The sequence below is a fragment of the Tabrizicola sp. BL-A-41-H6 genome, assembly GCF_050632395.1.
GTDB lineage: Bacteria > Pseudomonadota > Alphaproteobacteria > Rhodobacterales > Rhodobacteraceae > JAUYQR01.
On the sequence record NZ_CP192600.1, the window covers coordinates 3,165,765 to 3,191,255 of the forward strand.

Here is a 25,491-nt window from a genome sequence, read left to right on the forward strand (position 1 = left end):
CGGCGGGGTATTTCAATTTCTGACGCGACTAATCGAGCAAAATCGCAGGCTCAGGGGGCCAGCACCGCGCCGGGGTTCATGATGCCAAGGGGATCGAGCGCCTGCTTGATCGCGCGCATTGCGGCCAGCTTGGCCGGGTCTGCGTAACGGACGAGATCGGCGGTCTTGAGCCGACCCACGCCGTGTTCGGCGGCGACCGATCCGCCCAAGCCATGCACGATGTCGTGGATGCAGGTTTTCACCGCGTCGCGCTGGGGATCGTGGTCCTTTCGGTTGCGGCCGCGTTCGGGAAAGACGTTGTAATGCAGGTTGCCGTCGCCGAGATGGCCAAAGCAGTTGATGCGGAACCGGTCGATCCGGGCCAGCGCTGCGGGGGCGGCAAGGATGAAATCGGGGACCGCCGACAGGGGCAGCGAGATGTCGTGGCTGGAGACGGCGCCGATCAGGCGGTTCGCCTCGGGGATCGCTTCGCGCAGACGCCAGAGCGCAGCGGCCTGTGCGTCGGAGGTGGCGATGACGCCGTCGGTCACGAGGCCCGCGTCTGATGCTTCTTCGTAAAGCGCGGCCATCGTGGCCTCGGCCTCCATCCCGGCGGCGAGACCTAGTTCGACAAGCACCAGCCATTCCGGCACCGGGTCGAAGGGGGCGTGAAGATCGGGCAGGGTTTCGGCCAGAAAGTCGAAGCCGGTCCGGTGCATCAGTTCGAACCCCGAGACCATGCCCGGCACGCGGGAAGAGGCGAGCGAAAGAAGACGCAGGGCCGCATCCGGGGACGGCACCGCCAGCATCGCCACCACCCGCGAGGCAGGCACCGGGAACAGGCGCAGGCTGGCCGCGGTGATCACCCCAAGCGTGCCTTCGGAGCCGATCATCAGGTGGCGCAGGTCGTAGCCGGCGTTGTCCTTTCGCAAGCGAGTCAGCCCGTTCCAGATCGTGCCGTCCGGCAGCACCGCCTCGAGCCCGAGGCAGAGGTCGCGCGCGTTGCCGTAGCGCAGCACATGCACGCCGCCGGCGTTGGTGGCAAGGTTGCCGCCGATCCGCGCGCTGCCTTCGGAGGCGAGCGTCAGGGGGAAAAGTCGGCCCAGTTTCGCGGCCTCCGCCTGCACGTCGGAAAGGATCATCCCGGCCTCGACCACCAGCGCGTTCTCGTCGGCCCAGGCGCCGCGCAGGGCGGTCATCCGTTCCAGCGACAAAAGCAGTGGCGCGGGACCGTCCGTCATCACCTGACCGCCGACAAGGCCGGTGCCGCCTCCCCACGGCACGATCCCGACGAAAGCCTCGCCACAGGCGCGGACGATGGTGGCAACCTCGGCCGTGCTGCGCGGTTTGGCCAGGGTTCCGGCGATGCCGTGCCAGCGGCCGCGCGGTTCGGACAGATGCGCCGCGTCGGGCGTCGCGAAGGTGCCTTCGGGAAGGCGCGCGGCAAGGGTGGCGACAAAGGCGGGATCGCAGGGGTTCAGCATGGCGCGCTCCTTTACCCGTTTACGTAGACGGGGCCGGGCGCACTTGCCACAGGAAATGCTAGTCGAGGTAGGCCGGTTCCAGCACCAGAACGGTCGGGCTGGACGGCAGATCGTCGCGGCTGAGGTCGATTTCCGGGCCGCCGGTTTCGACCACGGTGAACTCTTTCGACATCTCGGTCAGGAAGGCGTCGAGCGAGCCTTGCGAGAACCAGTGCATCGGGATCACAACCGACGACCGCAGCCGACTGACCACGCCGACCATGTCTTCCAGCCGCATGGTATAGCCGCCGTCGACTGGTACCATCACCACATCCAGCCGCCCGATGGCGGCGTACTGTTCGGGCGACGGGATCTGGTGAAGGTGGCCGAGGTGGCCGATGCAAAGCCCGCCCGCCTCGAAGATGAAGATAGAGTTGCCGTCCTTGCGCGCACCTTCGCCGAAAGGGCCGCGCGTGTCGGTGGTGACGTTGCGCACCAGCATAGAACCGAGGTCGAGGCGGTGGTCGGCGGGGGCCGCGCCTTCGCCCCACCCTTTCAGGATATGCGGGATGCGTGTGTCAGGGGCGGCGGTCCAATGCGTGGAATGCGCGTTGTTCATCGTCACCACGTCGGGCACGAAATCGCTGGTGCCGGTGTAGCCGGTGTAGTCGGTGACCGCGACGGTGCCATCATCGGTGACGATGGCGAAGCTCGCGTGGTCAAGGTAGCGGATCAGGACGTGGTCGTCGGCCAGCCCGTCGCCAAGGGCTGCGGGGATAACGGTGTCCGTCCCTTTGGCCAAAGCGATGCAGTGCGAAGGGATGCGGTCCTGCGCCACAGCAGGACATGCAGCAAGGATCAAAGCGGCAGCAAGACGCATCGGGCACCTCCCATCGGGTCAAGCGAAGGGTAACCCGGATTGACCCTGCGTCACCTGATGTTTCGATCACGGATGCGCGAGGTTAGCCGCGCGCGGCGGCAAGGGTGTGCAAAGCAGCGACGGTGCGCAGGTTGCGGGCAGTCATCGGTGCCGACAACAGGCGCGGCAACCGATCCATCAGTTTCGAGGTGCCGACGCCGCCGGGGGTGTGCAGGGTGATGCGGCGCGGGCCAAGGTACCAGCCGTCGCCGGGCAAGGCCAGCGCGCGGAGGGCGGCCTCGTCAGGCTGCGGGTCGGCTGCCAGAAAGCAGACATGCACGCGCGCGGGGTCGGCATCGGCGAAGGGATGATCGGTCAGCGCCGACGCGATCTCGGCTGCGTCGCGGACGAAGGTTTCGGGGGAAAAGCCGAAGCGGGCGGCAATTGCGCCGCGGATCAGGGGTTCAAGTTCGGCGGCGGGACGGTCGCTTTCGAAAACCGCGTTGCCGGACTGGATGTAGGATGCGACGTGCGCAAGGCCGAGGTCGGAGAGAAGCGCCCGGAACTCGGCCATCGGCAGCTTGTTCGCGCCGGAGACATTGACGCCGCGCAGCAAGGCAACATGCGTCGTCATATCAATCCCTGCGCAGGACGCTTCCTTCGTCCCGTCAAGGGCAGGAGCGGCGCGAGGCTGTCGGCCTGCGGGTCAGCCCGCATCGGTGCGGCCGCGCCGGTCGCTGCGAAGGTTGGCGTAAAGCACGTGGTTGCGCCAGCGGCCGCTGATCTGCAGGTAGCTTTGCGCCACGCCCTCATACTTGAAGCCGCATTTTTCCAAGACCCCGCGCGAGGCGGTGTTTTCTGGCAGGCACGCGGCTTCGAGCCGACTGATGTCCATGTTGGTGAAGGCGTGGTGCGTCAGGCCCTTCAGCGCCTCGCGCATGTAGCCGTGGCGCGCGAAGGGCTGGCCGATCCAGTAGCCGAAGGTGCCGGTCTGCGACGGACCGCGACGGATGTTGTCAAGCGTCAGCGCCCCCAGAAGCTGGTCATCCTCGCGCCGGATCAGCAGCATCGGCAATGCGGTGCCCTGCGCCTCAGCGCGCTGCGCCCAGTAGACGCGGTTGGTGAAGGCGCGGCGGGTAAGGTGGTCATTGGCCCAGACCGGCTCCCAGGGTGCCAGGAAGGCCGCCGACACTTCGCGCAGTTCCGACCATTGGCGCCAGTCGGCGTGTTCGGGCAGGCGAAGCGTCATACGCTCCGTCTCGACCCGGACCCTGCGCTTGAAGCCCAGCATCAGGCCATCAGCCCCCGCTTGATTGCCTCAACCCCCGGCGCATCGGTGACCGGGCCATAGAGCGCCAGTGCGGCGCGCGCGGTGGTCAGTTCGGCGGCATAGGACCGCACGTGCGCCGTGCTGACCGCATCGATCTTGGCCACGGCCTCGTCAACGTCAGGCACCCTGCCCCAGATCGACAACAGCCGCGCATTGCGTTCGGCGCGGCTGGACGGGCTTTCCAACCCCATCAACAGCCCCGCGCGCAGTTGCGCACGCGACCGCGCCACCTCGGCCTCGGTCATGTCGTCGGCAGCGCGTTTCAATTCGTCGATGGTCAGTTGCGTCAGATCGCCGATCTCGGCCTCGGAGGTGCCGGCGTAGATCGTTATCTGGCCGGTATCCTCATAGGCACCCGCCTGCGCGTGGATGGTATAGCAGAGCCCCCGATCCTCGCGAATCTTCTGGAACAGCCGGGAGGACATGCCGCCGCCCATCGCGGTGGCATAGACCTGCGCGGTGTAGACCTTGTCGTCGCGGTAACCGGGGGCTTCGAACGACAGAGCGATGTGGACCTGTTCCAGATCCTTGACCTCGCGCCGCTCGCCGCCGCCAAAGCGGGCCGGGGCCACCTGCGGCATTCCAACCGGCTTCAGCCCGCCGAAGATCGCCGTCGCCTCGGCCACGATGCTGTCGTGATCAACACCGCCGGCGGCTGACAGGATCATCTGGTCGGGGCCGTAGTGCTGGCCGACGAACGCCTCGAAATCGGCCTTCTTGAACGATGACACCCGTTCCTCTGGCCCGAGGATGGTGCGACCGAACGGCTGGTCGGGGTAGCTGACCTCGTGCAGCCAGTCGAAGATGATGTCGTCGGGCGTGTCCAGCGCCTGCCCGATTTCCTGCAGGATCACATGGCGTTCGGTCTCGATATCGGCCTTGCGGAACACCGGGTTCAGCACGATGTCGGAAATCACGTCCAGCGCGCGGGGCACATCGGCGGACAGGCAGCGCGCATAGTAGGCCGTCATCTCGCGGCTGGTGTAGGCGTTGATATAGCCGCCCACATCCTCGATTTCCTCAGCAATCTGCAGGGCGCTGCGCCGCCGCGTGCCCTTGAACGCCATGTGTTCAAGAAAATGCGCGATGCCGTTCTGCTGCGGCGTTTCATGCCGCCCGCCGGCACCGACCCAGATGCCGACAGAGGCCGATTTGAGGCCGGGCATCGCTTCGGTGACGATGCGAAACCCGTTCGGCAGGGTGTGTAGGCGCAGGCTCAATGGGCAATCCTTTCGCGCACCAGCGCTTCGAGGGTGGCAAGGTCGTTCGGCACGCGGGTCATCCGTTCGGGCCGGTCGAAAAGATCGGCCATATGCGGCGGCAGGCCGGGGCGCAGGCCCGTGGCCCGTTCCACCGCGTCGGGGAATTTCGCGGGATGCGCGGTCGCGAGGGTTATCATCGGCGTCGCGCCAAGGTGATCCTCGGCGACCTTCACACCCACGGCAGAATGCGGGCAAAGCACCTCGCCCGTGGTCTTGAAATGCCGCGCGATGGTCGCAAGCGTCTCGTCCTCCGAACAGCGGCCCGAGGCGAAGGTGGCGCGCAGCATCTGAAGCGCACCCTGGCTGATGTGGAAGCCGCCAGCCTTCAACTCGGCCATCAGCGCGTTAACCGCCGCGCCGTCGCGGCCATAGGCATCGAACAAGGCGCGCTCGAAGTTCGACGACACCTCGATATCCATCGATGGGCTGATCGTTGGGCGCACGCCATCGGTGAGGTAGGCACCACTGCGGATCGCGCGGTCGAGGATATCGTTCTGGTTGGTGGCGATCACCAGCTTTTCGATCGGCAGCCCCATCTGCCGCGCGATGTAGCCCGCGAAGATGTCGCCGAAGTTGCCGGTGGGCACGGTGAAGCTGACCGCGCGGTGCGGCGCACCAAGGGCCACGGCGGCGTAGAAGTAATAGACCACCTGCGCCAGCACCCGCGCCCAGTTGATCGAGTTGACGCCCGCCAGCCGCACGCCATCGCGGAAGGCAAAATCGTTGAACATGTCCTTCACACGGGCCTGCGCATCGTCAAAGCTGCCGTCGATGGCCAGCGCGTGACAGTTCGCCTCCGACGCCGTGGTCATCTGGCGGCGCTGCACGTCCGACACCCGGCCATGCGGGAACAGGATGAACACATCCACATTCGCCAGCCCCCGGAACGCCTCCATCGCCGCCGATCCGGTATCGCCCGAGGTGGCGCCGACAATCGTGATCCGCTCGCCCGTCTTGGCCAGCGCCGCCTGCATCATCTGCCCGATAAGCTGCATGGCGAAATCCTTGAACGCCAGCGTCGGGCCGTGGAACAGTTCCAGAAGGAAATGATTGGGCGCCAGTTGCACCATCGGCGCGCGGGCGGCGTGGTGAAACCCCTTGTAGGCAGCGTCGATCAACCCGCGAAACTCATCCTCGGCAAAGAAGCCGCCCAGATAGGGCCGCATCACGCGAAACGCGGTTTCCTCATATGACAGGCCGGCCAGCGCCGCGATCTCGCCATGCGGCATCACCGGCACCGCATCGGGCACGTAAAGCCCGCCGTCGCGCGCCAGCCCGGTCATCATCGCCTCGCCAAAGCTCAACGTCGGAGCAGCGCCGCGGGTGGATATGTATTTCATCGTTTCGCCTTTGGTATTCAGACGGACCGCGCCCTGATACGCCACAGAAGATAGAGTGTCATCCCCAGCCACACCGCTGCCAGCGAAAACCACGTCACCGCGTAGTTGAAATGGTCGTTGCGGAAGCCCGCAGTTGTCACCGGCTGCGGCACGATGCCGTCGCCGGTATCTGCCCGCGCGATCACCAGCACCGGCTCCGTGCCCAGAAGCGACGCGATGCCACCAAGATCGCGGCCATACCAGATCTGGCGGTCCGCGTCATAGGGCGGGGTCGAGGAATTCACGTCATCCGGCCAGTTCAGATTGCCGACAACTTTGGCGTCGCGCGGTGGGCGTGGGGTGGTCTTTTCCGTCTCGGGCACGAAACCGCGGTCAACGAGGATGCGCCGCCCGTCCGTTTCGAAGGCGGCGATCACGAGGAACCCCGGTCCCATCTCGCGGGTGGAGGTCAGCACATGCGCTTCCTCGCCGGTGAAGCGGCCGGTTGCGGTGACGGCGCGGTAGCGGTCGGCCACCGGATCAAGCGTGGCGGGCAAGGCGACCGGGTCTTGGGCCATCATCGCCTCGGCCCCCGCGATGATCGCTTCCTTCCATTCCAGCCGGTGCAACTGCCAGACGCCCAGCGACACAAGGACGCCCACCCCGGCCAGCCCGAGGATCACCGCAAAGGCCACTGACCTGATCATCCCACCACCCCAAATGAAAAGCGCAGGCCCGAAGGCCCGCGCTTGTTTTCCCCGCGCCGGGCTGGACGTCAGCCCTGACCCCAGACGTACACCGTGGCAAACAGGAACAGCCAGACCACGTCGACGAAGTGCCAGTACCAGGCGGCGGCTTCAAAACCGACGTGGCGTTCCGGCGTGAAATGCCCCTTCAGCGCGCGGATCAGGCAGACCGTCAGGAAGATCGTCCCGATGATCACGTGAAAGCCGTGGAAGCCGGTCGCCATAAAGAACGTGGCGCCATAGATGTTGCCGGCAAACCCGAAGGCCGCGTGGCTATATTCGTAGGCCTGCATCCCGGTGAACACGAGGCCCAGCAGGATGGCGAGGATCAGGCCATTGATCAGGTCCTTGCGATTGTTTTCATGCACCAGCGCATGGTGCGCCCAGGTCGCGGCGCAACCCGACAGCAGCAGGATCAGCGTGTTCATCAGCGGCAGGTGCCAAGGATCGAACGTCTCAATGCCGACCGGCGGCCAGACCCCGTCGATCGCCGGGCTTTGCGGCCCCATCGGATACATGCGGTGCTTGAAGAACGTCCAGAACCAGGCCGAGAAGAACATCACTTCCGACATTATGAACAGGATGAACCCGTAGCGCAGGCCAAGCCGCACCACCGGGGTGTGGTCGCCAACCTGGCTTTCATGCACAACTTCCGACCACCACGCGAACATCACGTAAAGCACGCCCGCAAGGCCGATCAGCCCCAGCCACGGCTGCGAACCGTGCATCCAGAGCACCGCCCCGAACAGCATCACAAAACCCGACAGCGCGCCAAGCAGCGGCCAGATCGACGGTGGCAAGACGTGGTAATCGTGGTTTTTCGCGTGGGCCATGGCCGGTCAGTTCCCTCGTTATGGTCAGTTCAGCGCTTCGGGCGTTGCCGGAGCCGGGGTTGTCAGCGCCGCCTGGGTTTCAGGCAGCGGCGTCTGGTGGAATGTATAGCTTAGCGTGATCTCATGCACAAACTGCGCTTCGGGGTCTTCCACCAGAGCGGGGTCGACATAGAAGGTCACCGGCATCAGCACGGTTTCGCCGGGTTGCAGGATCTGTTCCGTAAAGCAGAAGCAGGCGATCTTGATGAAGTATCCGCCGGCGGAATAGGGGAACACGTTGTAGCTGGCGGTGCCGGCAATCGGGCGATTGGTCGGGTTGTGCGCCTCGTAGAACGCCATACCGGTCTCGCCTATGCGCAGTTCCATCACCGGCTCGGTCGCCTTGAACGTCCACGGCATCCCCGCTTCCAGCGAGGCGTCGAAACGCACACGCACTTTGCGATCAAGGATCACGTCCGACCCCGAATCCGCGACGCCCGTGGTGCCGCCAAAGCCGGTCACCCGGCAGAACCAGTCGTAAAACGGCACGGCGGCAAAGGATAGCGAGGCCATGACCACGACCACGCCGACCAGTTGCACCAATGTGCGGTTCGGGCCCTGTAGGCGTGGGAAAATCATTGTTTGATCGCCTCCGGCTGCACGACATGGTCGTACCCCTGCATCGGCTCGCCGCGCTGGACCTTGACCACGGTCAACGCAAAGACCAGCGCCACGAAGCCGCCGAGCACAAGGCCGAGGCCAAGGTTGCGTCCAAAGCGGCGCTTATGAATCTCATGTGCGGGGCGGAAAGACATCACCAGCCTCCCAGACCGTAGGGTTTCAGCGCGGCTTCGACCAGAAACGCGCCGAAGTGCAGGAACAGATACAACAGCGAAAACCGGAACACGGCCTTTTCGACGGAATATTTGTCAGCTTCGGCCACCGCCTCGTCGCGCCGCCAGATGCGGACCGCGCCGATCACGAACCACGCGTTCAGCGCCACCGCGACCGCCAACGTGAACGGCCCGCCGATCGAGGTGAGCGCGGCACCGATCGCCACGGGCACCAGAAGCAGTGTGTAGACCAGGATATGCAGGCGGGTCGATTTGCGGCCGTGCGTCACCGTCAGCATCGGCACGCCGGCCTTGTGGTAATCTTCCTTCATGAACAGCGCCAGCGCCCAGAAATGCGGCGGGGTCCACATGAAGATCAGCGCGAACATCAACACCGCCTCGATCGACAGCGATCCGGTGGCGCAGACCCAGCCGATCATCGGCGGGAACGCTCCGGCGGCACCACCGATCACGATGTTCTGCGGCGTCAGACGCTTCAGCCACATCGAATAGACCACGGCGTAGAAAAAGATCGTGAAGGCCAGCAGGCCAGCCGCCAAAAGGTTCGTCGCCAGCCCCAGCATCACGACGCTGATGCCCGACAGCGCCAAACCCAACCCAAGCGCCTCGCCCCCGTCGACCTTGCCGGCGGGCACCGGACGGCGCGCGGTGCGTTTCATCACGGCGTCAATGTCGGCATCCCACCACATGTTGAGCGAGCCCGAGGCCCCTGCCCCAAGTGCTATAAACAGAATCGCCGCCACCGCCTCGACCGGGTGCAACGACACCGGGGCGACTAGCAGGCCGACCAGCGCGGTGAACACCACCAGCGACATCACGCGCGGCTTCAGAAGCTGCACGTAATCGCCGAAGCTCGCCTCGTAGGGCGCGTCGCCGATCCGTTCCACCGTGATGCTCTCGCTCATGTCAGGTCCGTCTTGCCAAGGTCAATGGCCCGGTTGCACCGGGCCCAACCGTTTCGTTTGGACGCCCGCTCACTCGTTGGCGGCAAGTTTCACGGCGGTGCCGGTTGCCACGCTGGACAGTTGCACGTCGCCGGCCTTGGCCTTGGCCAGCCATTCGGCATAGGCTGCCTCGGACACGACCTTCACCGTGATCGGCATGTACGCGTGCATCTGCCCGCAAAGTTCCGAGCACTGGCCGAAGTAGATGCCTTCCTTGTCAGCCTGGAACCACAGCGCTGCCAGACGGCCGGGAACCGCGTCCTGCATCACGCCGAACGCCGGAACCTTCCACGAATGGATCACGTCCGCGCCGGTAACCTGGATCACGATCTTCTTGCCGACCGGAACCACCACTGCGGTGTCGGTCGCCAGCAGGAACTGTTCCTTGGTATAGCCGGCCTCGACCAGTTGCGCCTCGACTTCCGGGGTCAGCATGTTGTTGCCGCCCGTCGCGGGCGAGCCGATCATGTAGCTTTCAAAGGCCACGTCCTCGCCGACATATTCATAGCCCCAGTACCATTGGTAGCCGGTCGCCTTGATCGTGACGTCACCGACCGGGATTTCCTGCTCTTCGAACAGCACCGGCAGCGAGAACGCCCCGATGAACACCAAGATCACGATCGGGATGATCGTCCACGCCACTTCCAGCGGCGAGTTGTGCGTGAAGGTCGCAGGCTTCGGGTTGGACCGCGAGTTGAAGCGAAGGATGACGAAGACCAGCAACGCCGACACGAAGATCACGATGGCAAAGATGATGTAGTTCAACATCCCGTCAAGCCATTGCAAATCCTCGGCAATCTTGGTGGCCGCCGGCTGGAAGCCGGTCTTGCCGTTTACCGGCTGGCCGACGATGTCCAAAGCTTGCTGGGCAAAGGCGGCCCCGCTCCACAGGCTGGCAAGCCCGGCTGCAGCAATCGCGTTCGTCACTTTCGAAAGGCGCATGTTTCTCATTCCCGTTCCCGACATGCGGCTTGCCGCCGCTTCTCAGGGGTTCGCCGCGCAAGGCAGAATCCCGTTGTATACGGGGGCGTTCAAACCATATTAGGCGAGGCGGGACAAGCAAAACCGTTGCGACATAGCAGCGCCCTTTGGTGCCACCTTTCACGGGTAATCTTGGTCCGATGCTGATCGTCAACCTCACTCTGGTGCCGCTTGGCATCGTTTATGCGGCCATAGTCGCGACCGCCTTCCTTATGCAGCGCCAGTTGCAGTATTTCCCCGACCGCAGCGTGATTGCCCCCGTCGAGGCCGGGCTTTCGGGCGTTGCCGAAGAACGGATCACCACCACCGACGGCGAGACGGTCGTGCTGTGGTATGCCCCCGCCCCTGCCGGACGGCCCACCATCCTGTTCTTCCACGGCAACGCAGGATCGGTGGCCGACCGCGCCCAGCGGCTTGCCTTCTGGCAGGCGCGTGGGTTCGGCGCGGCCTTCCTGTCCTATCGCGGCTTTGGTGCCAGCAGCGGCCACATCACCGAAGCTGGGTTGCTGGAGGACGCCCGCGCCGCGCACCGGTTCCTTGTCGACCGGGGCGTGGACCCCGCGCTGATCCTGGCCTTGGGCGAGTCGCTGGGCACCGGCGTCGCGATCCGTCTGGCCGCCGAACGCCCGCTTGGTGCGCTGATCCTTGAGGCACCCTTCACCTCGGCCGCCGACGTGGCCGCGCGCGCCTATCCCTTCCTGCCGGTGCGCCTGTTGATGAAGGATCAGTTTCCCTCGCTGGCCCATATTCCTGCGGTGACGGCCCCGCTTCTGATTGTACACGGCACTGCGGACGAGGTGATCCCGATTGCCCTTGGCAAGCGCCTTTATGCGGCGGCCATCGGTCCGAAAACCTTTCGCGCGATCGAAGGGGCGACCCATGCCGCCCTTTTCAGCCCTGCTGTTTGGGCGATCGAAGCGGATTTCATCGACACGGTGCTGCCGCCGTGACCCGCCCTGCCCCCCGCTTGCGCCGGGGCTGCCTCGCGCTTAGGTTCCGCTCTCACAGTCCCGAAAGGCACATCATGGCCGACGCCCCGTTCCGCCCGTTCGATACCCATCTTGACGAAGCTGCCGCCCTCGCCACCCTGCGCGCAGCTACCGACGGGGCCGACGATGGCGAGTTGTTCCTCGAACGCCGCCGGGGCGAAAGCATCGTGCTGGACGATGGTCGCATCCGCAACGCCAGCTACGATGCCTCGGAAGGCTTCGGTCTGCGCGCCGTGCGGGGCGAGGTGGCGGGTTATGCCCATTCCACCGAAATCTCGGAAAAGGCGCTGACCCGCGCCTCCGAAACCGCGCGTCTGGCGGTGGGTGACGGCGGCGGCACGATCGCCGCCTCGCCCAAGGGCACAAACATAAAGCTCTACACCGACGCCGACCCGATGGCCGACGCGACCTTCCCGGTCAAGATCGACATGCTGAAGGAAATCGACGCCTTCGCCCGCGCGCTCGACCCGCGCGTGGTGCAGGTGTCGGCGTCGCTTGGCGCATCCTTGCAGGAGGTGGAGATCCTGCGCCCCGAAGGCCTGCGCCTGACCGACATCCGCCCGATGGCGCGGCTGAATGTTTCGGTCATCGTCGAGGAATCCGGTCGGCGCGAACAGGGCGGCATGGGCGGCGGCGGGCGCTATGGCCTTGCGCGGCTGATGCTGCCGGAAACCTGGCAGCCGATGGTGAAAGAGGCTTTGCGCATCGCCCTCGTCAACCTTTCCGCCGAAGCCGCGCCTGCGGGGATCATGGACGTGGTCCTCGGCCCCGGCTGGCCCGGCATTCTTCTGCACGAAGCGATCGGTCACGGGCTGGAAGGCGACTTCAACCGCAAGGAAACCTCGGCTTTCGCGGGCCTGATGGGCAGCCGCATCGCCGCCAAGGGCGTGACCGTGCTGGACGACGGCACGATCCCGGATCGGCGCGGGTCGATCTCGGTTGACGACGAAGGCACCCCGTCCGCGAAAAACGTGCTGATCGAGGACGGCATCCTTGTGGGCTACATGCAGGACCGCCAGAACGCCCGCCTGATGGGCGTGGCCCCCACCGGCAACGGGCGGCGCGAAAGTTTCGCGCATATCCCGATGCCGCGCATGACCAACACCTACATGCTGGCCGGCAACGACGACCCTGCCGGGATCGTGGCATCGCTGAAGGACGGCATCTACGCAGTGGGCTTCGGCGGCGGTCAGGTCGACATCACCAACGGCAAGTTCGTGTTTTCCTGCACCGAGGCCTACCGCGTGAAGAACGGTGTCATCGGCGCCGCCGTCAAGGGCGCCACGCTGATCGGCGATGGGGCCACCGCGCTGAAACAGATCCGCGCCATCGGCAACGATCTGGCGCTTGATCCCGGCATCGGCAACTGCGGCAAGGCCGGGCAATGGGTGCCGGTAGGCGTCGGGCAACCGACCCTTCTGATCGGCGGGCTTACGGTGGGCGGCTCGGCGGCCTGATCCGCCGGCCCGGACGCGGCCAATGAGGGTGCCTGCGGGCCACCCGTCCCTGAAGCTTGTTGCCAACAAGACGGCTGCGTGCGGGGCGATCGACCATTCCGCTCTTGACTGCCGACCTGCGGTGATGCCACGCCGACACCGATGACACCAAAGCCACCCCTTCTGACCCCACGCCGCATCGTCGCGGCGGCACTCGTTCTGGCGGTGCTGGCGGGGCTGGTCCTGCCCAGCCTGATGCTTGGCGACCAGCCGATGTTCAGCGAAGCCTGGGTGCGCGCCCGGCTTTCCGGCGTCGGCATGGCGGGACCGGTGCTGCTGGCCCTGCTGATGGCGCTCGCCATCGTGGTCAGCCCCATTCCATCGGGCCCGATCGGCGTTGCCGCAGGGGCGCTTTACGGCACGCTTGGGGGCGGCGTCGTCACCGTCGCGGGCGCGTTTCTGGGTGCCTGCATCGCCTTCCTTGCCGCCCGCTACCTTGGCTTCGATGCGATCCGCCAATCCGAAAACCGGCTGCTGAAGACGCTCGCCGCACCGCGCTCGCAATGGTCGCTTATGACCATCGTCTTCGCCTCGCGGCTGATCCCGTTCATATCGTTCGACGCGGTCAGCTTTGCCGCCGGGTTGACCAACCTCACCCTGCCCCGCTTCGCGCTGGCCACCCTCCTCGGTGTGATCCCGGTCAGCTTCGTGCTGACCGCCATTGGCGCGGGGATGCATGACGCCGAGATGTCGAAACCCCTCCTCGCGCTCATCGCCGGCATCACCCTGATCCCAGTCATCGGCAAATGGCTGTGGGACCGGTTCCGCTAAGGCCATTCATCTGTCCAGAAATATCCCACGGGAGGTCTGGAGGGTGTGAAACCCTCCAGTTCCACCGTGCCCACGCGCTCAGCGGTTGAACTTCGCCTTCAACGCATCGGCAAAGACCGTGTTCGGTGCGGGCGCGGCCTGAACCACGGGTTTTGAGGTTGGCGCTGCTGGTGCCCGTTCCCGAACCGCGTCGCGCGCCTCGGCGCTGCCGGATTTCATCGTCAGCCCGATGCGCTTGCGCGCCACGTCCACCTCCACCACCCGCACCTTGACCACATCGCCCGCCTTCACCACGGCATGGGGGTCTTTCACGAAACTGTCGGCCAGCTGGCTGACATGCACCAACCCGTCCTGATGCACCCCCACGTCGACGAAAGCGCCAAAGGCCGCGACGTTCGTCACCGTGCCTTCCAGCAGCATCCCCGGCTTCAGATCCTTGATATCGTTGACCCCGTCCGCAAAGGTCGCCGTCTTGAACGATGGCCGCGGGTCACGGCCCGGCTTTTCCAGTTCCGCCAGAATGTCCTTTACCGTGGGCAGGCCGAAGCGCTCGTCGACGAACTCGCGCGGCTCCACACCGCGCAACACCGAGGGGTCGGCCATCACCGACCGCAGGTCACGCCCGCAGGCCGCCACGATCCGCCGCGCCAGATCATAGGCTTCGGGATGCACCGAGCTTGCGTCCAAAGGCTCCTTGCCGCCCGTCACGCGCAGGAACCCCGCTGCCTGTTCAAACACCTTCGGGCCAAGCCGCGACACCTTCAGCAACTCCTTGCGGCTGGCAAACGGCCCGTTGGCATCGCGGTGCGCAACGATGGCCTCGGCCAGCCCCGGACCCACGCCCGACACCCGTGCCAGCAAGGGGGCCGAGGCAGTGTTCAGGTCGACCCCGACCGCGTTCACCGCATCCTCGACCACCGCTTCCAGCGATTTGCCCAGACGGTGCTGATCGACGTCATGCTGATATTGCCCGACGCCGATCGCCTTCGGTTCGATCTTCACCAGTTCGGCCAGCGGGTCCTGCAAGCGCCGCGCGATGCTGACCGCGCCGCGCAAGGAAACATCCAGTCCCGGAAACTCTTTCGCCGCCAGTTCGCTGGCCGAATAGACCGACGCCCCCGCCTCGCTGACGATCACCTTCACCGGCTTTTCCCCCGGCAGCACGGCGAGGATATCCGCCACCATCTTCTCGGTCTCGCGGCTGGCCGTGCCGTTGCCGATCGAGATGAGCTTGACCCCGTGCTTCGCGATCAGCCGCGCCAGCGTCACCTGCGCGCCGCGCAGATCGTTCTTCGGCTGGAACGGATAGACGGTATCCGTCTCCAGCACCTTGCCGGTCGGATCGACGACCGCGACCTTCACCCCGGTACGGATGCCGGGATCGAGCCCCATCGTCGCCTTGCCGCCCGCAGGCGCGGCCAGCAGCAAATCCTTCAGGTTCCGCGCAAACACGCGGATCGCCTCGGCCTCGGCCCTCTCGCGCATCTCGGCCATCAGGTCCAGCGTCAGGCTGGTGCGCAGCTTTACCCGCCAAGCCCAGCTTGCAGCCTCGCGCAGCCACGCATTGCCCGCCCCGTGTGACCCCGTATCCAGAGCCGCTCCACAAGCCCGCTCGCAGGGGCTGTCGCCGCGCACGGCATCGGCATCGACCTCCAGATCCAGCGCCAGAACCCTTTCGTTCCGCCCGCGCAGCATGGCCAGCACCCGGTGGCTCGGGGCAGTGGCCCAAGCCTCGGAATGCGCGAAATAGTCTGAAAACTTGGCCCCCTCCGCCTCTTTCCCGGCCACCACAGTCGCTGACAACCGCGCCACCCGCTTCATGTGGTCGCGCAAACGGCCCAGAAGCGAGGCATCCTCGGCCAGCCCCTCCGCCACGATATCGCGCGCGCCCTCAAGCGCGGCCTTGGCATCGGGCACCGCCTCGGACAGGAACCCCGCCGAAAGCACCACCGGGTCCGCCGCCCGGTTGGAAATTATGGCATCAACCAGCCCCTGCAAGCCGTTTTCGCGCGCGATCATCGCCTTGGTGCGGCGCTTTGGTTTGTAGGGCAGGTAGATGTCTTCAAGCTCGGCCTTCGTTACCGCCTTGGCAATCGCGCCGGCCAGCGCATCCGTCATGCGGCCTTGCTCGGTGATCGACCCGGCAATCGCCGTCCGCCGCCCCTCCAACTCGCGCAGATAGCCCAGCCGTTCTTCCAGTCGGCGCAACTGCGTGTCGTCAAGCCCCCCGGTCACCTCCTTGCGATAGCGGGCGATGAAGGGAACCGTCGCGCCCCCGTCCAGCAGTGCTATGGCCGAGCGCACCTGATCTGCCGTGGCGCCGATATCGGTGGCGATGGTCTGGGGTATGCGGGCAACGGTCATGCGAATCCTCCTTAGGGGTGCGCGACCTTACCCTTCGCCTTGCGGGCTTTGAAGCGGAAGCGGCTTCCACAAGGCGCGCGAGGCATCCTTGATCCGGTTTTCCAGCGTGCTGTTCACAACGACCATCGCCGTCAGCAACAGGGCCGGGGCCAGATAAAGGTGCCAGTTGCGGATCACCTCTCCCGGCAGGCCGCTGGCGGCGCCCAGCACCACCGAAACCGCGCATTCCAGCAGGTCGCCGTCCGCGCCAGCCCGGCAGGCCGCGAAAAGGGTCCAAAGTGGCGGCACCACCAGCCACAGGATGCTGAGAATCGTGATCCAGTTCGTGGCCGTCCGCCAGCCGATCAACCGCGCCACCTGCGCGGCAACCTTAGGGTCGCGCCTCAGACCACCCTGAACCTGCGGCCCGTGCACCCTGTCGGTCGCGACCCGGAACTCCTCGGGCAGGGTCAGCGGCGCGTAGCCATCGGCCCCTTCCCTGATCTTGCGCACGACCGAAACGTCAACGACCGGCGGCCCGCCATAGGCCTCGCCACCCGCGACCTCTCGGGGCCCGTAGCGATAGAACATTGCAAGGCCGGCACGCGAATTGTGAATCAGCGCCTGCGGAAAGAGTTGCGCACGATAGCGGCCCAGCGCCGCATCGTCGAAGTCGAGCAGCCCTTTCGCCTCATCCGCCATCCACAACAGGGCCTGATAGGCATTCTCATCGTTCGCATAGCCGCCGCCGACATCGGCATGCACGCCCGCGAACCAGCGCTCGTCGATCTGCGGCCCAGGCTTTCCGTCCGGTCGCGGACCCTGATCAAACCGCAGCGGCACGAAACTACGCCGCTCCTCGTCAAGCGCCAGCGCATGGCGGACCGTCCGTACCACCGGGCTGCACCGCCAGTTGCGAAAGTGCAGCGGCCAGATCAGCGCGTCGACCAGATGCAGCAGTTCCTTGACCGGCAGCCCGTAGGCTTCGACCGTATCGAACACGCCCATGAAGCGGATCTTCACATGGCCCGGCCGACGCGCCTTCGGCAGGCTGGCCTGCACCTCGCGGTGCGTCTGCTGGCCAAGGATCTTGCGCTTTGCCCACGTCAGCGCATTGCGAAGCCCCCGCACGACCGATATCAGCGGGTTCATCCGCAACCTGCCATCCTTGAACAGGGGCGCCGCCTCGGCCCGGTAGGCCCACCATGCACCCAGCGCATTGCGGTCCATCTCGGCGCTGGTCACGTTGCCCGGCATCAGCCCTTGCGAGGCGACCAGCCCCGCCAGCGTCCGCACCGTGAACGACCCCCGGCTGAAACCTATGAGGTGGATCTGATCACCGACCTGCCAGTTCCAGCATAAAAAGCGGTAAAGCTTGCGCACGTTGGCCGGAACCCCGAACCCCGTGGCACCATCCAGCACCCGGATCACCCGCACCGACGATGTGCCGACGCCGGGGATATAGCGGGCCAGTTGCAGCACGCCGTCCGGCCCTTCGCTTTTGTCCAGCGCCTGATAGAGCCGCCAGACATTCGATTCCTGTGAAGAAAAGGCGCTGCCCGTGCCATCGGCAAAGATGACCAGCCGCTTGTGCGGTCCAAGCGACCGGAGGCTGTGCGTCGATGCGACACTGTCTTGCATTGCACCGTCCTGTTCGCCACGAAGCGGGCCGTTCTTGCCCCACAGTGCTCCGGCGATCCGGCTCGCAAGTCAACCGTCCCGTGCCCGGAACGCGCAGAAGCGCGCCCTTTCCTAGGGTTGCACTTTGTCGCGCATGTGGCGCAGCGGCGGCGCGGGGGGCAGAAGATCGCGGATGTCGGCATAAGGGTAGATCGGGTCGTGACGAAAGGCCTCGGCAAAACCTGCGTCATCGCCACATTGCGCGGCGCGGTATCGGCCCGAGACCCGTGCGCGGTCGACAAAGACCTGCGGCTCCTGGCTTTGGTGGCACAGGATCGCCGCCTCCTTGGCGGCCTGATCCGCGGTCACGTCGACGTAATGCGTCGGGGTGAACGCAGTGCCAAGCATCGTGTCGGCCCACAGAACGGGCTGGCGGAAGCTGGCGATATCCACGGCAATCCTCGCTAGGGCGCGGTGATCGGAATGATAATCGTTGGGCGCGTGTGCCACGATCAGGTCGGGGACAAGGTCACGAAAGGCCGCGGCTGCCGCCGGCAGAAAGCCCGCATCCTCCGCCAGCGCGCCATCCTGACGCCCCAGCATCACAAGCCCGGCCCCCAAGGCTGTGGCCCCGGCCCGGGCCTCGTCTGCGCGCAACCGTGCCAGCACCTCTGGCGCATCGACACCGCCGCGGCTGCCATCGGTTGCCACCATGATCGTGACCCGCGCGCCCATCCGCACCCAGGCACGGATCGACCCGCCGCAATAGATCTCGGCATCGTCGGGATGGGCCATGAACACTGCGACATGTCGGTCGATCTTCGCCGCCATGAGTGCGCCCTTCACCTGTTTCAGGAGAATGGTACCGACGCCCCGGCTCGAACGGGGGACCCCTAGATCCACAATCTAGTGCTCTAACCAACTGAGCTACGTCGGCACTCGACGCGCGATTTAGCCCCCCGCCCCCCGGATTGCAAGCAAGAACCAGTGGTGTCCGGCGACGGCGCTTGCGTGAAATGCCGCGAAGCGTTACGCCGCTTGTCATCCCCAGCCCGGAGGCCGCCATGAGCATCGACAAGCAAAGCGACATCGCCGCCAACATGCAGATCGGCCCGACCGATCAGGGCATGGTGCGCATCTACGTCGAAGCTGAAGGTGGCATCGAACTGCCGCTTGATTTCGACCCCGAAGAGGCGGACGAGATCGCCGAGGAATTGCGTGCCGCCGCCGAAGCCGCCCGCGCGATGGCAAGCGGCAAGCCGAAGAAAAAGCGCTGAGCGTCTGACGCCATAACCCTCACGCAGGGTTTCTGGCATACCCATCGGTCAGGACAATTGGCCCTGCATCGCAGGATCGCGCAGTCCGTGCAGCCGTGCCGCCGCGTGGCGTGCGAAGATCCGAAGCACGGCCTTGCGCCGCGCCCCGGCCAAAGGCGTTTCGGGACCCATCCGCACTACCTCGGCATCGTAGGCGTCGGCAAGAATCAGGCCCGTGCCTTCGGGCAACAGCTCCACCGGAAAATCGGCATCGACCGCCCAGAAGAATCGGTCGCACCAGTCAAGGTAACCCTGCCACTTGCGGTCGGCTGCGAAATCGGCCCGGCCCGACTTGCATTCGACCACCCAGATCTCGCCTTTCGGGCCCAGCGCCATCACGTCGACGCGCAGGCCGGGTGCCGGCACCAGTTCCTCCACCGACACGAAATCCAGCGCGCGCAAGCCCCTGCATACGCCGCGCTGCAAACGCTGGCCGGGAAGGTTCGGCAAAAGGTCGACCCGCTGATCCATTCCGCCATCATGAACTAAAGGTGAACACCTGTCCAGCCTTGCGCCCGTGCCCCCCACGCCCTATCTTCATGAGTGGCGGGTGCTGCTCCTCTCGTGCGAGGCCTTTTTTCCAGTGGCCGATAAGCAAACGCATGGGGGCTGGCTCTGACAGGATCCTGGTCCTGTTACCTGGTTCCCACCTGAGACCTCTGGCTCTCGGGAAAATCCCGGCACTTCACGGTTGCTGCGGGCCCGCCACCTGACAAAGCAAAAGGCCCGCCGGTTGGCGGGCCTTTTGCTTTGTGTCCGAAAGTCTCAGCGACGTTTCTTGGCGACAACCTCGACCCGGATCGGGATCATTTCGCCATGATCACGCTGACCGCCGCGCGGCGCGTCATCGTCGGCCAAGCCCATCACGGCGATGGCAAACTGCACGGCGGAAAACACGATCCCGTTGAACACCACCAGCATCGCGGCGGCAACCCAGCCGATGTCGGAGCCTAGGATCAGATGCCCGATCCCCGCCACATCAAACCACACCAGCCCCGCTGCAAAAACCGCGGCGACCGCGAATCCCGTGGCCACGCTGCGAACATAAAGGCTGACAAGCTGGGTCATCGTTTTCTCCTTGATTACAATGAAGCTAGGGCGGCCATGTCGGGTTGCCAAGGGGCAAACCCGCCCTTCACACCTTGATGCGCGAAAAACCGTCACGCAGCGCCACCGACCACGCCTCGCTCATCGCACGGAACGACTCGTCGCCCGCTTCGATCCGGCGTTTCTGTGTCACTCGGCAGGCGTCGCGCTCGATCACCGCCAGATCAAGTGGCATCCCCACCGACAGGTTGGACCGCAGCGTCGAATCCATGCTGAGCAGCACCGCTTTCTGCGCGTCCAGCAGGCTGGTCGACGGTTTCACCACCCGGTCGAGGATCGGCTTGCCGTACTTGTGCTCGCCGATCTGCAGGAAGGGCGCGTCCTCGGTCGCCTCGATGTAGTTGCCTTCCGGGTAGATCAGGAACATGCGCATCGCGCCGCCCTTTCGCTGCCCGGCCACGATCATGGAGCAACTCGCCCCCTGCATCGCGCTCAGCTTTTCGTCGATTTGGGCGCGCACATCGGACAACATGCCCCCCACGATGTCGGCCACCTTCAACAGCGTCGGCGCCAGCATGATGCTGGTATCCGGCGTGGCATCCGGGTCGTCGATCGCCTCGCGTAGCCGCGCCAGCGTGGTCTGGCTGACCGACAGGCTTCCGGCGGTCATGATCACGATCACCCGCTCGCCGAGGTCTTCAAAAGTGAACATCTTGCGGTAGGTCGAGATGTTGTCGAGCCCGGCATTGGTCCGCGTATCGGACAAAAGCACCATGCCCTCGTTCAGCATCAACCCCACGCAATAGGTCATGTCCGTCCCCCCGCTCCGCGCCGAACCCTACTGATCCTGGTTCTGGATCGCAACGGTCACATCCATATCTTCCCGCCCGCCGCCGCGCGCAATGCCGCGAATGGGTGCTGCATCTTGGGCATCAAATCCCGAGCCGAGCCGGATGTAGCGTTCATCCGGGCAGCAACGGTTCGCCGGATCAAAGCCAACCCAGCCCAGGCCAGCCACGAATACCTCGGCCCAGGCATGCGCCGCCTCATGCGCAACACCCTCGGCATCTGAAAACAGATAGCCCGAGACATAGCGCCCCGGCAGCCCCCGTGCCCGCGCTACCGCGATCATCGCGTGGGTATGGTCCTGACAGACGCCTTCGCCCAAGACCAGCGCCTCGGCCGCCGTGGTATGGGCATGGGTGACGCCGGGCTTATAGGCAATTGCATCCGCCACCGCCCCCATCAGCGCATGCGCCAACGCCAGCGTATCCGCACCGCTCACCGTATGGGCCAGCGCATCCAGCGCTTTGTCCACCCGTGTGGGCACCGTGGCACGCAAGTAGCAATCGGGCGCGACCGTCTCTTTGTGGCCGCGCAAGACGCCGGTCAGATCGACCGTTTCCACCACCCCGCTCACACTGACCGCGATCTCGCCCACCGGCCCCGCCACCGTCCAGCCCTGCACCAGATCGCCCGCACCATCGCGGAACTCCGCCCCCCGCGTGCCTTCCGTCACCGAAATCGACCAGTCGATCACCTTCTGCCCCTGATAGGTCGATGGTGTCAGCCGGTGGCTTTGGACCACCGAACGCACCGGCGCGGCATAAAGGTAGCGCGTCACATGGTTGACAGTCAGCCGCATCAGCGCATTTCCCCGCTCAGGTAGGCAAAGTGGATCGCGTTCGCCAACACCGCCGTATCGTCGATGAAGCGCGTCAAGTATTCATGCAGCCCCTCGTCGAAGATCCCCTCCACCGTCGTCGCGAGTATCCCCGCCATCAGGTCTTTCGCCCGCACCTGCGCCTCAGTCTCGCGCCCGTAGGCTGTGGCCAGCCGCCCCAGATGGTTCGCCATCCCGGCGACGCAGGTGGTCAGCGAGCGCGGGCATTGCGGGTTCAGGATCAGGAAGTCGGCGATCTTGCCCGCCGTTACCTCGCCACCATACGCCCAGTGAAACGCCCGGTGCGACCCCATCGCGCGGAGCAGCGTGGTCCACTGGTAGTTATCAAGGCCGGAGCCCACGAAATCCACCCTTGGCAGAAGGACGTAGTACTTCACGTCCATCAGACGCGCGGTGTTGTCGGCGCGTTCCAGATAGTAGCCGATGTTCAGGAAATTATACCCGTCGTTGCGCAGAAGCGTGGCGTCGATCGCACCGCGCACCATCGCGGCATGGCGCATCACCCATTCGGTCAACCGGCTCAGTTCAAGTTCCGACCGCGCCCGCCGCTCCAGTGCCTTCAACTCCTGAAACGCGGTGTTCAGCGCGTCCCACACCTGTGCTGTCAGCGCGGTGCGCACGATCCGCCCGTTTTCCCGCGCCGCCGTGATGCAGCTTGCCACCGACGACGGGTTGTCGTGGTCAAAGAACAGCCAGCTTTCGATGTTGCGCTGGATCGGGTCGCCGTATTTCTTGGCAAACCCCTCCGCCATCCCGGCGGCCTGCAACAGGCTGTCCCATTCGCTGCGGTAGCCATGCGCCGAGGGGATCAGGCTGATCCGGCTCCCCACCTCCAGGAGCCGCGCCGAAGTATCGGCCCGCTCCATGTAGCGCGCGATCCAGTATAGGTTGTCGGCGGTCCGGCTCAGCATGGCAAAACCCTCATTCCGCCAGCACCCACGTATCCTTGACCCCGCCGCCCTGCGACGAGTTCACGACCAGCGATCCCTCCTTCAGCGCCACACGTGTCAGCCCCCCCGGCACCAGTTCGATCCGCTCGCCCACCAGGCAATAGGGCCGCAGGTCCACATGCCGTGGCGCGACGCCCTCCTCGACAAAGCTTGGCACCGTCGACAGGGCCAGCGTCGGCTGCGCGATGTAGTTCGACGGGTTGTCGATGATCTTGGCCCGGAACGCCTCCACCTCGGCGCGGTCCGACTTGGGCCCGACCAGCATCCCGTACCCACCTGACCCGTGCACTTCCTTCACCACCAGTTCGGGCAGCTTTTCCAGCACGTATTTCAGGTCGTCCGACTTGCCGCATTGCCATGTCGGCACGTTTTTCAGGATCGGCTCCTCGCCGAGATAGAACCGGATCATCTCGGGCACATAGCAATAGACCGCCTTGTCATCGGCCACCCCTGCCCCCGGTGCGGAACAGATCGACACCCCGCCCGACCGGTAGACATCCATCAACCCCGGTATCCCCAGCATCGAATCCGGCTTGAAGCACAGCGGGTCGATGTAGGCGTCGTCGATCCGCCGATAGATCACGTCCACCCTGCGTGGGCCTTCCGTGGTGCGCATCCAGACATATTCGCCGTCGACGAACAGATCCTGCCCCTCGACCAGTTCGACCCCCATCAGGTCGGCAAGGAAACTGTGCTCGTAATAGGCGCTGTTGAAATGCCCCGGCGTCAGGATCACCACCGTCGGCTCGCCCGTGCATTTCTTCGGTGCCACGCTCGCCAACGTGCGGCGCAACTTCTCGGGGTAGGTATCCACCGGCTCGATCCGGTTTTCGCGGAACAGGTCCGGGAACATCCGCATCATGATCTCGCGGTTTTCCAGCATGTAGCTGACACCCGAAGGCGTGCGGCAGTTGTCCTCCAGCACAAAGAAATCATCCGGGCCAGTGCGCACCAGATCGATCCCGACGATGTGGGAATATACCCCCTTGGGCGGCACGATCCCCGCAACGGCCTTTTCATAGGCCTCGTTCTGGTAGACCAGACGCGCCGGTATCCGCCCCGCCCGCACGATCTCGCCCCGGCCATAGACATCGACCAGAAACGCATTCAACGCCCGCGCCCGCTGTTTGATCCCCCGCTCCAGCCGCGACCATTCCGCCCCGGAGAATACCCGCGGGAACATGTCGAACGGGATCAGCCGGTCTGGATCGCCGCCCTCGCCATAGACCGCGAAGGTGATGCCGATGCGCCGGAACAACGCCTCCGCCTCGGCCTGCTTCAGGTGGCGCAATTCCTGTGGCATCGCGCGAACCCAGTCTTCCAGCCGCGCATAGGGCGGCCTGACACCGCTGCCCTGAAACATCTCGTTGAAGGTGGGGGTCACATCGCCTCCGTCCTGCTCGTCTGGCTGTCACTAGATCAGCCGTTTCCCGTGCGGGGAAGAGTGAACTGCACGTTTTCTAAGTGCCAATCGCCAAAGCGCACAAGAAACGGGCAAGCGTCGCCAGTGGGACCAGTGCGACATACCCGCACCCCACCTTACAGCAAGGCAAGCTCGGGCCGCGTCGACAGCAAGCCCGCGCTCACCTCGTCCCACGGGTATTCCGCGCCCGCCCCGTCCTTGATCCAGTCGGCAGCACCGCTAAGCCGGCCTTGCCCGCCGCGAAACCCAGACTCCGCCAGATCGGCCCAGACCTCGCTCAGATCAAGCAGCACCGCAGGCTTTCGGCCCAGCGGACCCTTGCCTGAAAACCCACCGACCCGGCGGTCGATCACCGTCAGGGCGGCCCGGTCGAAACTCTTGAACCACAACCGAAAGATCGGATGCCACGGGCGGCGCAGGATGATGGCTGCCGACTGCTCAGGTTTCGCGAAAAGCGACCACAGATGCATGGCAGAGCCGTCCGCAAAGATCAGCCTGCCGGCGCGCTGGTAGGCGGCGATCTGGTCGGGCACCGAAAGCGTCTCGGGGTGGATCACGCGGTAACCTTCGCCCGCCAGCGCCGCCTCAAGGGCGGCCTCCTCCAGATATTGTTCGAAACGCGGGCCAAGCCGGCTGCGGCTTACGTAGACCTTGAAGCCAGAATCGACCGTCACGGGCGGTGCCACACGTGCCAGCCACTCCAGATACCGAATGTCGGCGGCTGGCTTGCGTTCAAGGTTCATCAGTTCGGCGCCGAGATGCAGCTTTCGCACCCGTGTCGGTTGCCGCAGCAGGATCAACGGGTTGGTGATGCCAATTGTCCGCAACAGATCGACAAAATAACCCGGTATCCGGTCAAGGCCGGGGTTGGCGTTCACAAACAGGATCGGCAGGTCCGCATCCACCTGCTCTACCACCCACAGACGACCGATGGATTGCGTCACGACGTGCCCGAACTGCGGCCCGATGATGCCGCCGAAGATGGCCTCGGCGTCCATATCCGCAGGCGGGGTGTCCAGATCGGAAATGCTGATCGGATAGGTCCAGCGGTGGCGGTACATGCCTGCCCCACCTTCGGGCACCGTATCGTCCGCCGCGCGCACCCCGATACCTTTCAGCGCTACCCTGCCCAGCGCCGGGTCCGACCGGCTATCCGGCGGATGGTCAAGCAGCGTCGCCGCCCCGGCCATAACCCAGGCATTGTCCAGGGTCGCGAAACCCGGGCTCACCTTGCCACCACCAAACCGTTGACCATCTCGCCACCCTTCGCCGCCGCCAAACTCTAACCACGCTCCAGAGTCGG

Annotated in this window: 26 protein-coding genes and 1 tRNA gene; 4 read left to right on the forward strand and 23 right to left on the reverse strand. The window is 65.2% G+C overall.

Annotation, left to right across the window (positions count from 1 at the left end; genetic code table 11):
- Window positions 1–50: 50 nt before the first annotated feature.
- The 12 genes from ACROUL_RS15495 to coxB form a co-directional block, all read right to left on the reverse strand.
- Window positions 51–1,463, reverse strand: a complete 1,413-nt coding sequence (locus ACROUL_RS15495) for an FAD-binding oxidoreductase (protein ID WP_431300351.1) — start codon at window positions 1,461–1,463, stop codon at window positions 51–53.
- Window positions 1,464–1,521: 58 nt separating this feature from the next.
- Window positions 1,522–2,322, reverse strand: a complete 801-nt coding sequence (locus ACROUL_RS15500; protein ID WP_431300352.1) for an MBL fold metallo-hydrolase — start codon at window positions 2,320–2,322, stop codon at window positions 1,522–1,524.
- A gap of 82 nt (window positions 2,323–2,404) precedes the next feature.
- Entirely contained in the window at window positions 2,405–2,935 is a 531-nt protein-coding gene (locus tag ACROUL_RS15505; protein WP_431300353.1) for a DUF1697 domain-containing protein, read from the reverse strand.
- A gap of 72 nt (window positions 2,936–3,007) precedes the next feature.
- On the reverse strand, window positions 3,008–3,592 hold the full coding sequence (locus ACROUL_RS15510) for a GNAT family N-acetyltransferase (RefSeq protein ID WP_431300354.1): 585 nt from the start codon (window positions 3,590–3,592) through the stop codon (window positions 3,008–3,010).
- The gene (locus tag ACROUL_RS15515; RefSeq protein ID WP_431300355.1) at window positions 3,592–4,851 is read right to left on the reverse strand and encodes a M16 family metallopeptidase; all 1,260 of its coding nucleotides are present in this window, start codon (window positions 4,849–4,851) and stop codon (window positions 3,592–3,594) included. Before ACROUL_RS15515 ends, ACROUL_RS15510 begins: the two co-directional genes overlap by 1 nt.
- Window positions 4,848–6,233 carry a threonine synthase gene (thrC, locus tag ACROUL_RS15520; RefSeq protein WP_431300356.1) on the reverse strand — a complete coding sequence of 462 codons (1,386 nt, stop codon included), beginning with the start codon at window positions 6,231–6,233 and terminating at the stop codon, window positions 4,848–4,850. The genes ACROUL_RS15515 and thrC overlap by 4 nt, the downstream gene beginning before the upstream one ends.
- A 17-nt stretch (window positions 6,234–6,250) precedes the next feature.
- Window positions 6,251–6,919, reverse strand: a complete 669-nt coding sequence (locus ACROUL_RS15525; protein WP_431300357.1) for an SURF1 family protein — start codon at window positions 6,917–6,919, stop codon at window positions 6,251–6,253.
- Window positions 6,920–6,987: 68 nt separating this feature from the next.
- Window positions 6,988–7,791, reverse strand: coding sequence for a cytochrome c oxidase subunit 3 (locus tag ACROUL_RS15530; protein ID WP_431300358.1), 804 nt, complete (start codon window positions 7,789–7,791; stop codon window positions 6,988–6,990).
- A 24-nt stretch (window positions 7,792–7,815) separates the two neighbouring features.
- Entirely contained in the window at window positions 7,816–8,409 is a 594-nt protein-coding gene (locus ACROUL_RS15535; RefSeq protein WP_431300359.1) for a cytochrome c oxidase assembly protein, read from the reverse strand.
- On the reverse strand, window positions 8,406–8,585 hold the full coding sequence (locus ACROUL_RS15540) for a hypothetical protein (protein WP_431300360.1): 180 nt from the start codon (window positions 8,583–8,585) through the stop codon (window positions 8,406–8,408). Before ACROUL_RS15540 ends, ACROUL_RS15535 begins: the two co-directional genes overlap by 4 nt.
- On the reverse strand, window positions 8,585–9,529 hold the full coding sequence (gene cyoE / locus ACROUL_RS15545) for a heme o synthase (RefSeq protein ID WP_431300361.1): 945 nt from the start codon (window positions 9,527–9,529) through the stop codon (window positions 8,585–8,587). The genes ACROUL_RS15540 and cyoE overlap by 1 nt, the downstream gene beginning before the upstream one ends.
- Before the next feature lie 69 nt (window positions 9,530–9,598).
- Entirely contained in the window at window positions 9,599–10,510 is a 912-nt protein-coding gene (coxB, locus tag ACROUL_RS15550) for a cytochrome c oxidase subunit II (protein WP_431300362.1), read from the reverse strand.
- Window positions 10,511–10,659: 149 nt separating this feature from the next.
- On the opposite strand from coxB, the gene ACROUL_RS15555 reads away from it, so the two are divergent.
- From ACROUL_RS15555 to ACROUL_RS15565, 3 genes are all read left to right on the forward strand, one after another.
- Entirely contained in the window at window positions 10,660–11,499 is an 840-nt protein-coding gene (locus tag ACROUL_RS15555; protein ID WP_431300363.1) for an alpha/beta hydrolase, read from the forward strand.
- Between the two features lie 74 nt (window positions 11,500–11,573).
- The gene (tldD, locus tag ACROUL_RS15560) at window positions 11,574–12,995 is read left to right on the forward strand and encodes a metalloprotease TldD (RefSeq protein WP_431300364.1); all 1,422 of its coding nucleotides are present in this window, start codon (window positions 11,574–11,576) and stop codon (window positions 12,993–12,995) included.
- Window positions 12,996–13,136: 141 nt separating this feature from the next.
- Window positions 13,137–13,805, forward strand: coding sequence for a TVP38/TMEM64 family protein (locus ACROUL_RS15565; RefSeq protein WP_431300365.1), 669 nt, complete (start codon window positions 13,137–13,139; stop codon window positions 13,803–13,805).
- Between the two features lie 78 nt (window positions 13,806–13,883).
- Here ACROUL_RS15565 and ACROUL_RS15570 read toward each other — a convergent pair whose 3' ends face one another.
- The 4 genes from ACROUL_RS15570 to ACROUL_RS15585 form a co-directional block, all read right to left on the reverse strand.
- Window positions 13,884–16,169: a Tex family protein gene (locus tag ACROUL_RS15570; RefSeq protein WP_431300366.1), complete on the reverse strand. Its 2,286-nt coding sequence runs from the start codon at window positions 16,167–16,169 to the stop codon at window positions 13,884–13,886.
- A 27-nt stretch (window positions 16,170–16,196) separates the two neighbouring features.
- The gene (locus ACROUL_RS15575) at window positions 16,197–17,789 is read right to left on the reverse strand and encodes a DUF2235 domain-containing protein (RefSeq protein WP_431300367.1); all 1,593 of its coding nucleotides are present in this window, start codon (window positions 17,787–17,789) and stop codon (window positions 16,197–16,199) included.
- A gap of 111 nt (window positions 17,790–17,900) precedes the next feature.
- Complete coding sequence (locus ACROUL_RS15580; protein ID WP_431300368.1) at window positions 17,901–18,599, reverse strand: PIG-L deacetylase family protein; 699 nt, start codon at window positions 18,597–18,599, stop codon at window positions 17,901–17,903.
- Window positions 18,600–18,628: 29 nt separating this feature from the next.
- Window positions 18,629–18,705: transfer RNA gene (locus ACROUL_RS15585), tRNA-His, on the reverse strand.
- Window positions 18,706–18,832: 127 nt separating this feature from the next.
- Between ACROUL_RS15585 and ACROUL_RS15590 the strand changes: the two genes are divergently transcribed.
- Window positions 18,833–19,045 (forward strand): DUF6324 family protein, encoded by a 213-nt coding sequence (locus ACROUL_RS15590; protein WP_431300369.1) that lies wholly within the window; start codon window positions 18,833–18,835, stop codon window positions 19,043–19,045.
- A 48-nt stretch (window positions 19,046–19,093) separates the two neighbouring features.
- On the opposite strand, the gene ACROUL_RS15595 is transcribed toward ACROUL_RS15590, so the two are convergent.
- From ACROUL_RS15595 to ACROUL_RS15625, 7 genes are all read right to left on the reverse strand, one after another.
- On the reverse strand, window positions 19,094–19,555 hold the full coding sequence (locus ACROUL_RS15595; RefSeq protein WP_431300370.1) for an MmcB family DNA repair protein: 462 nt from the start codon (window positions 19,553–19,555) through the stop codon (window positions 19,094–19,096).
- Between the two features lie 294 nt (window positions 19,556–19,849).
- The gene (locus tag ACROUL_RS15600; RefSeq protein WP_431300371.1) at window positions 19,850–20,152 is read right to left on the reverse strand and encodes a hypothetical protein; all 303 of its coding nucleotides are present in this window, start codon (window positions 20,150–20,152) and stop codon (window positions 19,850–19,852) included.
- A gap of 67 nt (window positions 20,153–20,219) precedes the next feature.
- Window positions 20,220–20,942, reverse strand: a complete 723-nt coding sequence (locus ACROUL_RS15605; RefSeq protein WP_431300372.1) for a peptidase — start codon at window positions 20,940–20,942, stop codon at window positions 20,220–20,222.
- Between the two features lie 27 nt (window positions 20,943–20,969).
- A complete protein-coding gene (locus tag ACROUL_RS15610; RefSeq protein ID WP_431300373.1) occupies window positions 20,970–21,776 on the reverse strand; it encodes a transglutaminase family protein in 807 nt (268 codons plus the stop codon).
- On the reverse strand, window positions 21,776–22,726 hold the full coding sequence (locus ACROUL_RS15615) for an alpha-E domain-containing protein (protein ID WP_431300374.1): 951 nt from the start codon (window positions 22,724–22,726) through the stop codon (window positions 21,776–21,778). The genes ACROUL_RS15610 and ACROUL_RS15615 overlap by 1 nt, the downstream gene beginning before the upstream one ends.
- A 10-nt stretch (window positions 22,727–22,736) precedes the next feature.
- Window positions 22,737–24,128 (reverse strand): circularly permuted type 2 ATP-grasp protein, encoded by a 1,392-nt coding sequence (locus ACROUL_RS15620; protein ID WP_431301323.1) that lies wholly within the window; start codon window positions 24,126–24,128, stop codon window positions 22,737–22,739.
- A gap of 176 nt (window positions 24,129–24,304) precedes the next feature.
- Window positions 24,305–25,417 (reverse strand): glycosyltransferase 61 family protein, encoded by a 1,113-nt coding sequence (locus ACROUL_RS15625; protein ID WP_431300375.1) that lies wholly within the window; start codon window positions 25,415–25,417, stop codon window positions 24,305–24,307.
- Window positions 25,418–25,491: the final 74 nt, after the last annotated feature.

Bases quoted from the DNA above. Each gene is read 5' to 3' on its own strand.
- ACROUL_RS15580 (WP_431300368.1), bottom strand. From the start codon at position 18,599: ATGGCGGCGAAGATCGACCGACATGTCGCAGTGTTCATGGCCCATCCC.
- ACROUL_RS15620 (WP_431301323.1), bottom strand. From the start codon at position 24,128: ATGTTTCAGGGCAGCGGTGTCAGGCCGCCCTATGCGCGGCTGGAAGAC.
- ACROUL_RS15600 (WP_431300371.1), bottom strand. From the start codon at position 20,152: ATGACCCAGCTTGTCAGCCTTTATGTTCGCAGCGTGGCCACGGGATTC.
- ACROUL_RS15595 (WP_431300370.1), bottom strand. From the start codon at position 19,555: ATGGATCAGCGGGTCGACCTTTTGCCGAACCTTCCCGGCCAGCGTTTG.
- ACROUL_RS15500 (WP_431300352.1), bottom strand. From the start codon at position 2,322: ATGCGTCTTGCTGCCGCTTTGATCCTTGCTGCATGTCCTGCTGTGGCG.
- ACROUL_RS15615 (WP_431300374.1), bottom strand. From the start codon at position 22,726: ATGCTGAGCCGGACCGCCGACAACCTATACTGGATCGCGCGCTACATG.
- ACROUL_RS15605 (WP_431300372.1), bottom strand. From the start codon at position 20,942: ATGACCTATTGCGTGGGGTTGATGCTGAACGAGGGCATGGTGCTTTTG.
- ACROUL_RS15510 (WP_431300354.1), bottom strand. From the start codon at position 3,592: ATGCTGGGCTTCAAGCGCAGGGTCCGGGTCGAGACGGAGCGTATGACG.
- tldD (WP_431300364.1), top strand. From the start codon at position 11,574: ATGGCCGACGCCCCGTTCCGCCCGTTCGATACCCATCTTGACGAAGCT.
- ACROUL_RS15540 (WP_431300360.1), bottom strand. From the start codon at position 8,585: ATGTCTTTCCGCCCCGCACATGAGATTCATAAGCGCCGCTTTGGACGC.
- ACROUL_RS15575 (WP_431300367.1), bottom strand. From the start codon at position 17,789: ATGCAAGACAGTGTCGCATCGACGCACAGCCTCCGGTCGCTTGGACCG.
- ACROUL_RS15535 (WP_431300359.1), bottom strand. From the start codon at position 8,409: ATGATTTTCCCACGCCTACAGGGCCCGAACCGCACATTGGTGCAACTG.
- ACROUL_RS15570 (WP_431300366.1), bottom strand. From the start codon at position 16,169: ATGACCGTTGCCCGCATACCCCAGACCATCGCCACCGATATCGGCGCC.
- ACROUL_RS15610 (WP_431300373.1), bottom strand. From the start codon at position 21,776: ATGCGGCTGACTGTCAACCATGTGACGCGCTACCTTTATGCCGCGCCG.
- ACROUL_RS15525 (WP_431300357.1), bottom strand. From the start codon at position 6,919: ATGATCAGGTCAGTGGCCTTTGCGGTGATCCTCGGGCTGGCCGGGGTG.
- thrC (WP_431300356.1), bottom strand. From the start codon at position 6,233: ATGAAATACATATCCACCCGCGGCGCTGCTCCGACGTTGAGCTTTGGC.
- cyoE (WP_431300361.1), bottom strand. From the start codon at position 9,529: ATGAGCGAGAGCATCACGGTGGAACGGATCGGCGACGCGCCCTACGAG.
- coxB (WP_431300362.1), bottom strand. From the start codon at position 10,510: ATGCGCCTTTCGAAAGTGACGAACGCGATTGCTGCAGCCGGGCTTGCC.
- ACROUL_RS15505 (WP_431300353.1), bottom strand. From the start codon at position 2,935: ATGACGACGCATGTTGCCTTGCTGCGCGGCGTCAATGTCTCCGGCGCG.
- ACROUL_RS15495 (WP_431300351.1), bottom strand. From the start codon at position 1,463: ATGCTGAACCCCTGCGATCCCGCCTTTGTCGCCACCCTTGCCGCGCGC.
- ACROUL_RS15590 (WP_431300369.1), top strand. From the start codon at position 18,833: ATGAGCATCGACAAGCAAAGCGACATCGCCGCCAACATGCAGATCGGC.
- ACROUL_RS15530 (WP_431300358.1), bottom strand. From the start codon at position 7,791: ATGGCCCACGCGAAAAACCACGATTACCACGTCTTGCCACCGTCGATC.
- ACROUL_RS15565 (WP_431300365.1), top strand. From the start codon at position 13,137: ATGACACCAAAGCCACCCCTTCTGACCCCACGCCGCATCGTCGCGGCG.